This window comes from Mycobacterium sp. 852002-51961_SCH5331710 (genome assembly GCF_001665535.1).
Taxonomy (GTDB): Bacteria; Actinomycetota; Actinomycetes; order Mycobacteriales; family Mycobacteriaceae; genus Mycobacterium.
On record NZ_LZSQ01000124.1, the window covers coordinates 60,528 to 68,171 of the forward strand.

7 protein-coding genes and 1 pseudogene are annotated in these 7,644 nt (G+C 68.3%); 6 read left to right on the top strand and 2 right to left on the bottom strand.

Going from position 1 to position 7,644, the window contains the following annotated elements:
* Positions 1-74 precede the first annotated feature (74 nt).
* From A5752_RS24990 to A5752_RS25015, 6 genes are all read left to right on the top strand, one after another.
* Positions 75-950 (top strand): ABC transporter ATP-binding protein, encoded by an 876-nt coding sequence (locus tag A5752_RS24990; RefSeq protein ID WP_502686802.1) that lies wholly within the window; start codon positions 75-77, stop codon positions 948-950.
* Positions 947-1,780, top strand: a complete 834-nt coding sequence (locus tag A5752_RS24995) for an NUDIX hydrolase (RefSeq protein ID WP_067091672.1) — start codon at positions 947-949, stop codon at positions 1,778-1,780. Before A5752_RS24990 ends, A5752_RS24995 begins: the two co-directional genes overlap by 4 nt.
* Entirely contained in the window at positions 1,777-2,424 is a 648-nt protein-coding gene (locus A5752_RS25000) for an enoyl-CoA hydratase (protein WP_067091674.1), read from the top strand. Before A5752_RS24995 ends, A5752_RS25000 begins: the two co-directional genes overlap by 4 nt.
* A gap of 11 nt (positions 2,425-2,435) precedes the next feature.
* Positions 2,436-3,431 carry a class I SAM-dependent methyltransferase gene (locus A5752_RS25005; RefSeq protein ID WP_067091677.1) on the top strand — a complete coding sequence of 332 codons (996 nt, stop codon included), beginning with the start codon at positions 2,436-2,438 and terminating at the stop codon, positions 3,429-3,431.
* A gap of 2 nt (positions 3,432-3,433) precedes the next feature.
* A complete protein-coding gene (locus A5752_RS25010; protein ID WP_067091712.1) occupies positions 3,434-4,597 on the top strand; it encodes a class I SAM-dependent methyltransferase in 1,164 nt (387 codons plus the stop codon).
* A 66-nt stretch (positions 4,598-4,663) separates the two neighbouring features.
* Positions 4,664-5,356, top strand: a complete 693-nt coding sequence (locus A5752_RS25015; protein ID WP_067091680.1) for an esterase — start codon at positions 4,664-4,666, stop codon at positions 5,354-5,356.
* 4 nt (positions 5,357-5,360) lie between these two features.
* Here the strand turns inward: A5752_RS25015 and A5752_RS25020 are convergent, their stop codons facing one another.
* Entirely contained in the window at positions 5,361-6,905 is a 1,545-nt protein-coding gene (locus A5752_RS25020; RefSeq protein WP_067091683.1) for an alanine/glycine:cation symporter family protein, read from the bottom strand.
* 133 nt (positions 6,906-7,038) lie between these two features.
* Positions 7,039-7,632, bottom strand: a pseudogene (locus A5752_RS25025) (outer membrane protein assembly factor BamB family protein); the annotation flags it as partial.
* Positions 7,633-7,644: the final 12 nt, after the last annotated feature.

Consider the following 7,644-nt stretch of genomic DNA (forward strand, 5'->3'; position numbering starts at 1 on the left):
ACAGGATCCGTCGCCGAGGCTCGCCGCAGGCGCGCGAGCGATTTGTGCGTGAAAACGATCGCTGGGCGAGCGAAATCACGCACAAGTCGCCTGACTACGATGGGCGAGTGCCCGCCGCCGAAGGAGATGCAGCCGACCCCGATGTGCTGATCGACTTCGCCAAGGTGTCACTGCGGCGCGGTGGTCAGACGCTGGTCGGGCCCATCACCTGGGCCGTCGAACTCGACGAACGCTGGGTGGTGATCGGCCCCAACGGCGCGGGAAAGACGTCGCTGCTGCGGATCGCCGCCGCGCTGGAGCACCCGTCGTCGGGCACGGCGTATGTGCTCGGTGAACGGCTCGGCCGAACCGACATGGCCGAACTGCGTGCGCGGGTCGGCCTCAGCAGTTCGGCGTTGTCGCAGCGGGTGCCCGACGACGAGGTGGTCCGCGATCTGGTGGTCTCCGCGGGTTACGCGGTGCTAGGCCGCTGGCGTGAAGCCTACGACGACGTCGACTACGAGCAGGCGATCGACATGCTCGAAAGCGTCGGCGCCGAACACCTGGCCGAGCGCAGATACGGCACGTTGTCCGAAGGCGAGCGCAAGCGCGTGCTGATCGCGCGGTCGATGATGACCGACCCCGAACTGCTGCTGCTCGACGAGCCCGCGGCCGGACTGGACCTCGGCGGTCGCGAGGAACTCCTGGCCCGCCTCGAGGATCTGGCCGCCGACCCGGATGCGCCGGCGATGGTGTTGGTGACCCACCACGTCGAGGAGATCCCGCGCGGGTTCTCACACGGCCTGATCCTGTCCGAGGGCAAGGTGGTCGACTCCGGGCTGCTGCCCGACGTTTTGACCGCCGAGAACCTTTCGAAGGCGTTCGGCCAGGCGATCTCCCTCGAGGTCGTCGACGGCCGCTACTTCGCGCGCCGGGCCAGAAGCCGGGCCGCCCACAGGAGACGAGCATGACCGAAGAACCGTTGACGCCGCGGCCCGCCGCGACCGTGATGCTGATCCGCGACACAGACGACGGCATCAAAGTTTTCCTGATGCGGCGGCACTCGGCGATGGATTTCGTCGCCGGCGTGATGGTGTTCCCCGGCGGCGGCGTCGACGACCGCGACCGCAGCGCCGACATCGCCTGGTTCGGTCCTGAACCCGCCTGGTGGGCAGAGCGTTTCAACGTCGAGCAGAACCTGGCGCAGGCCCTGGTGTGCGCCGCCGCCCGCGAGACCTTCGAGGAGTCCGGTGTGCTGTTCGCCGGCGCCGCCGACGATCCCGACGTTCTTGTCGACGACGCCTCGGTCTACCGCGAGGCGCGGGCCGCGCTGGTCAACCGGTCCCTGTCGTTCGCCGACTTCCTGCACCGCGAGAACCTGGTGCTGCGGGCGGATCTGCTTCGCCCGTGGGCTAATTGGGTGACGCCGAAGGAGGAGCGGACACGCCGCTACGACACCTACTTCTTCGTCGGAGCCCTGCCCGAGGGTCAACGCGCCGACGGCGACAACACCGAGACCGACAAGGCCGACTGGATCACTCCGCGGGAAGCGCTCGACGACTTCGCCGACGGCCGCACATTCCTGTTGCCGCCGACGTGGACACAGCTGGACTCCCTCAACAACCGCACCGTCGCCGAAGTGCTTGCGGTAGAACGCCAGATCGTGTCCGTCACGCCGCACCTGGCCGCGGACAAGGACACCGGCAACTGGGAGATCGAGTTCTTCGACAGCCATCGGTACAACGCCGCCCGCAACCGCCGCAGCCCCGACGGCTACGGCTCCGATGCGCGCCAGGCATGAACGAGTTCGTCTCCGTCCACACCAGCGATGAGCGACCCGGCATCGCCACACTGCTGTTGTCCCGGCCGCCGACCAACGCCCTGACCCGCCAGGTCTACCGCGAACTGGCGGGCGCAGCGCGCAGCATCGGCGAGCGCGACGACATCCACTCGGTGATCCTCTACGGCGGACACGAGATCTTCTCCGCCGGCGACGACGTTCCCGAACTGCGCACGCTCGACGCCGGGGAAGCCGCCGCGGCGACGCAGGTCTGCCGCGACGCCGTCGACGCGCTGGCGGCCATCCCCAAACCGACCGTCGCCGCGATCACCGGCTATGCGCTCGGCGGGGGGCTCACGCTGGCGCTGGCCGCCGACTGGCGGGTCTCCGGAGACAACGTCAAGTTCGGCGTCACCGAGATCCTGGCCGGGCTGGTGCCCGCCGGCGGCACCGAACGGCTGGCCCGCACGGTCGGCCTGAGCAAGGCCAAGGAACTGGTCTTCAGCGGCCGGTTCATCGACGCCAAGGAGGCGCAGGCCCTGGGTTTGATCGACCAGATGGTGGCGCCCGACGGCGTGTACGACGCCGCGCTGGCCTGGGCGCAACGGTTCGTCGAGCACCCGCCCCAGGTACTGGCTGCGGCCAAGGCGACGTTCGACCTTTAGGCTGCCCTGTTATGAGCACTGATTCCCGCTTGAACGCCGCCGATGCGGCTCCGGCGCCGAATCCGCACGCCACCGCGGAGCAGGTGGAGGCGGCCCGCCACGACTCCAAGCTCGCCCAGGTGCTGTACCACGACTGGGAAGCCGAGAGTTACGACGAGAAGTGGTCGATCTCCTACGACAAACGCTGCGTCGACTACGCCCGCGACCTGTTCGACGCGACCGTTCCGTTCTCCGAGCTGCGCAAGCTGCCCTACGACCGGGCACTGGAACTCGGGTGCGGCAGCGGCTTCTTCCTGCTCAACCTGATCCAGGCGGGCGTCGCCCGGCGCGGTTCGGTGACCGACCTGTCTCCCGGCATGGTCAAGGTCGCCACCCGCAACGGGGAGAACCTGGGCCTGGAGATCGACGGCCGCGTCGCCGACGCCGAGGGCATTCCGTACGACGACGACACCTTCGATCTCGTGGTCGGCCACGCGGTGTTGCACCACATCCCCGACGTCGAGCTGTCGCTGCGCGAAGTGGTGCGGGTGCTCAAGCCCGGCGGACGGTTCATCTTCGCCGGCGAGCCGACGAACGCGGGGGAGAACTACGCGCGCCCGCTGTCGACGCTGACCTGGCGCGTGGTCACGAACGTGACCAAGCTGCCGGGACTTTCGAGTTGGCGCCGCCCACAGGCCGAGCTCGACGAGTCGTCACGCGCGGCCGCGTTGGAGGCGGTCGTCGACCTGCACACCTTCTCTCCGGCCGACCTCGAACGGATGGCGAGCAACGCCGGCGCCGTCGAGGTGTCGACCGCCACCACCGAGTTCACCGCCGCGATGCTGGGCTGGCCGCTGCGCACCTTCGAAGCCGCTGTACCGCCGGGCCGATTGGGCTGGGGCTACGCGAAATTCGCCTTCCACAGCTGGATCGGGTTGAGCTGGATCGACGCGAACCTCTGGAGCCGTGTGGTGCCGAAATCCTGGTACTACAACGTCATGATCACAGGGGTCAAACCCGCCGCGTGACCGTGGCATTCGGCGTCGGCGACGTCGAGTATCTGCGGAGCCCCGCCGGTGCGGATGCGTTGCGGGAAACCGCCGCGCTGCCGTTGACCGGCAACACGCTTGTCGCCGACATCGCCTCGGCGCGTGCACATTACGGCGACCGCGCTGCGGTTCTGGTCGAGACCACGCTGCTGCGCCGCAGAGCGGCGGCCAAACTGGCCAACCCCGACGGCTGGCTGTTCACCGACGAAGCACTGCAACAGGCGACCGCCGAACCGGTCGCCCGCCACCGCGCCCGCCGGCTCGGTGGTGCACTCGTACACGATGCGACGTGTTCGGTCGGCACCGAGCTCGCGGCGCTGCGCGACTCGGCGGCGACGGTGATCGGCAGCGACCTCGATCCGGTGCGGCTCGCGATGGCGCGCAACAACGTTGACGGTGTCGATCTGTGTCGCGCCGACGCGCTGCGGCCCATCACCGACAGGGCCGTCGTCGTGCTCGATCCGGCGCGCCGCAGCGGCGGACGTCGCAGGTTCGACCCGCGTAACTACGCGCCCCCGCTCGACGAGCTGCTCGACGTGTATCGCCGCCGCGACACCGTCGTGAAGTGTGCACCCGGAGTCGATTTCGACGCCGTGCGGGGGCTGGGTTTCGACGGGGAGATCGAGCTGACGTCGCTGTCGGGCAGCGTGCGGGAAGCGTGCCTGTGGTCGGCCGGTCTCACCGAGTCGGGCGTGCGGCGCCGAGCCTCGTTGCTGGACACCGGCGAACAGATCACCGACGCCGACCCCGATGACTGCGCGGTCGCTCCCGCCGGGCGGTGGATCGTGGACCCCGACGGGGCCGTGGTGCGCGCCGGGCTGGTCCGCCACTACGCCGCACGGCACGGGCTGTGGCAACTCGATCCCGACATCGCCTACCTGTCGGGCGACCGGCTTCCCCGCGGTGTGCGCGGATTCGAAGTGCTCGAACAACTGGCCTTCGGCGAACGACGGTTGCGGCAGGCGCTTTCGGCGCGCGACGTCGGCGCCCTCGAGATCCTGGTGCGCGGCGTCGACGTCGACCCCGACGCGCTGCGGCCGCGGCTTCGCCTGCGGGGCTCGCAGCAAGCTTCGGTGGTGATCGCCCGCATCGGGTCCGGAGGCGCAAGCCGGGCAACGGCATTCATTTGTCGTCCGTCACGTTGAGGCGTTACGTATCCTGGCGGTGATGCGCCGGTATCCAGACCGGTGCCGGCTGCGAGGATGTCGACGATGCGCATTTCCAGGTGGACCGTTCTGTTCGCGGTGGCCGCCGTCACGGGAGCGATCGCCAATCCCGCGGCCGCCGCCCAGCCCGGTTGCGCCGACCTGCAAGGCACGGTCGGCCCGGACCAGATGTGCCGGGTGCACGTCCAAAAGCCGAACTACACGCTCGATTTGAGCTTCCCCGACGACTATCCCGACCAAGCGCCGCTGGTGGCCTACCTGACACAGGCGCGAGACGGGTTCGTCAACGTCGCCGAGGACCCGGACGCGAACAACCTGCCCTACGAACTCGACGCCGACGGTACGGGTTATCAATCGGGACCGCCGACCACCGGCACCCGCAGCGTGGTGTTCACCGTCTGGCAGAACGTCGGCGGAGTGCGTCCGCAGACGTTCTATCAGTCGTTCAACTGGAACCTCGCCACCAATGCGCCGATCACCTTCGACACCCTGTTCAAACCCGGCACCAAGCCGATGGACGTGATCTATCCGGAGGTCGACCGGTACCTGGAGCGGCAGGGGATGATCGACCCGGTCTCCCAGAGTGAGGGCACCGATCCGGCGAACTACCAGAACTTTGCACTGACCGACGATTCGCTGATCTTCTTCTTCAGCCAGGGTGAACTGTTCCCGGAGTCGGCGGGCCCGGTGCAGGCAACGGTTCCGCGCGCGGCCGTGGCGCCGATGCTCGCGCTGTAAGCGCTCAGGTCCGTGCCGACTCCCGGTCCCTGCCCGCCAGCGGGTCGTAGTTCTCCCAGAACCTCGCGCCGGTGATCTCCAGCGCGCGAGGGTCGAACACCGGATCCAGCCCGGCCTTCTTCTGCTTCTCGTAGTCCCACAGCGCCCGGTACGCGGGCTGCTGCAGGATGATGATCCCGATGATGTTGAGCCAGGCCATCAAACCGACGCCGATGTCACCGAGGACCCACGCCTCGGTCGCCGTCGAGACCGCGCCGATGACCACCGACACCAGGATCAGGGCCTGCAGCAGCATCGTCGCGTTGGACCCCACCGTGCCCCGGATGACCGGCATGGACATCGGCGAGAAGCGGCCGAGGATGAACCGCAGATTGGTCTCGGCCATGTAGTAGTAGGCGATGATCGTCGTGAAGCAGAAGAACGCCAGCGATATCGCGATGAAGGTCGATCCGGCGCCGCTCCACAGGCTGTCGAATCCGACTTGGGCGTAGGCGGGTCCGACCTCGACGTCGCCGGAGAGCAGGCCGCCCTCGGCGATCACGGCACCGCTTTCGCTTTCTCCCTCGAACACCCGGTAGGCGCCCGTTGTCAAGATCAGGAAACCGGTGGCCGAGCAGATGAACAGCGTGTCCACATAGACCGCGAACGCCTGCACCAGGCCCTGTTTGGCGGGGTGTGAGACCTCGGCGGCAGCAGCGGCGTGCGGACCGGTGCCCTGCCCAGCTTCGTTCGAGTAGATGCCACGCTTGACGCCCCACATCACCGCGGACCCGATGATCGCCCCGAAGGCGGAGTCGAAGCCGAACGCGCTGGCGAAGATCATCTCGAAGACGGCGGGGACGCGGTCGGCGTTGAGCAGCACCACCACCAGGGCGAGCGCGATGTAGACGACCGCCATGAACGGCACGACGATCGACGCGAACGCCGCGATGCGCTTGACCCCGCCGATGATGACGAACGCGAGCACGATGACGGTGCCGACGGCCACCCACCACTTCGAGAAACCCCAGGCGGAGTTCATCGCCGACGCCATCGAGTTCGACTGCACGCTGGGCAGCAGCAGGCCGCAGGCCAACACCGTCACCGCGGCGAACAGCAGGCCGTACACCTTGAAGGCGCCTGCGGCCTTGGTGTGCGCCAGCGCCCTGCTGAGGTAATACGCGGGCCCGCCGCGGTATTCGCCGGTGAGCCGGTCGCGCGTCTTGTAGATCTGGCCCAGCGTGCACTCCACGAACGACGTCGACGCGCCGAGGAACGCCACCGCCCACATCCAGAAGATGGCGCCGGGACCGCCGAACGCGATCGCGGTCGCGACGCCGGCGATGTTGCCGGTGCCGACGCGTCCGGCCAGCGACATCGTCAACGCCTGGAACGAGGAGACACCCGACGGCGATTTCTCGCCCTTGATCATCAGCCGGATCATCTCCGGTACCTGGCGCACCTGGACGAACCGGGAGCGGATGGAGAAGTACACACCCGCAGCCAGGCACAGGTACACCAGCGCGTTACTCCAGACGTAACCGTTGACTGCGTCGAGGAACTCGGACATCCGTCTCCTTAGTTCAGGTGCGCCCGGCCCGTGCTGGTTCGGGTCGGCACACACACGGGTGGCATGTTGGCATGTCCGCGGTGTCGGTGTGTTTCGTTGCGATGACAAATTCGAAACGCCGCCAGGTTGTGCATCAGGCGGGCGTGAATCCGTACACCACACCGTCGCTGGTGGCGGTGACGACGCGGCGATCCTTCCCGACCGAGACGCCCACAGGCCAGCCCGTCGCCCTGGGAAGCGGATAGGTGTTCAGGGTGCGCCCGTCGGCGGGGTCGAAGACCATCAGCGCGAGTCCGGCGTCCTCTCCCTCACCGTCGCGGACGACGGTGTAGGCGACGTCGGGGCCGGACCGACTCGAGGTGGACAGCGGCTGCGCGTCGTCGCGGGTCCACTGCACCTCGCCGCGGTCGCCCTCGTCCTTGATCCCGATCAGCTTCGCCCCGGGGCCGCCCCCGGTGACGATCAGCCCGTCGGGTGACACGGAAGGCGGGGTCTGCGCGAGGTAGTCGAGCGGCACCGACCACTTGGCCTTGCCATCGGCCGCGTCGAGCGCCCAGAGATGGTCGTCGCGGCCGTTGACGTAGACGGTCGACCCGTCGGCCGAGAACACCGGGCTGGCAAGGGGACCGCCGCCGACGGCGTCGCTGGTCCACTCGCGGGTCAAAAGGGGTGACTGCCCGGGCCGGTACCGCAGGCCGACGAGGATGGGCGCATCCGAGCCTGTCTCTTATACACATCT

Excerpts from the sequence above, each read along its gene's own strand:
- A5752_RS24995 (WP_067091672.1), top strand. The coding sequence starts at position 947 with ATGACCGAAGAACCGTTGACGCCGCGGCCCGCCGCGACCGTGATGCTG.
- A5752_RS25000 (WP_067091674.1), top strand. The coding sequence starts at position 1,777 with ATGAACGAGTTCGTCTCCGTCCACACCAGCGATGAGCGACCCGGCATC.
- A5752_RS25005 (WP_067091677.1), top strand. The coding sequence starts at position 2,436 with ATGAGCACTGATTCCCGCTTGAACGCCGCCGATGCGGCTCCGGCGCCG.
- A5752_RS25015 (WP_067091680.1), top strand. The coding sequence starts at position 4,664 with ATGCGCATTTCCAGGTGGACCGTTCTGTTCGCGGTGGCCGCCGTCACG.
- A5752_RS25020 (WP_067091683.1), bottom strand. The coding sequence starts at position 6,905 with ATGTCCGAGTTCCTCGACGCAGTCAACGGTTACGTCTGGAGTAACGCG.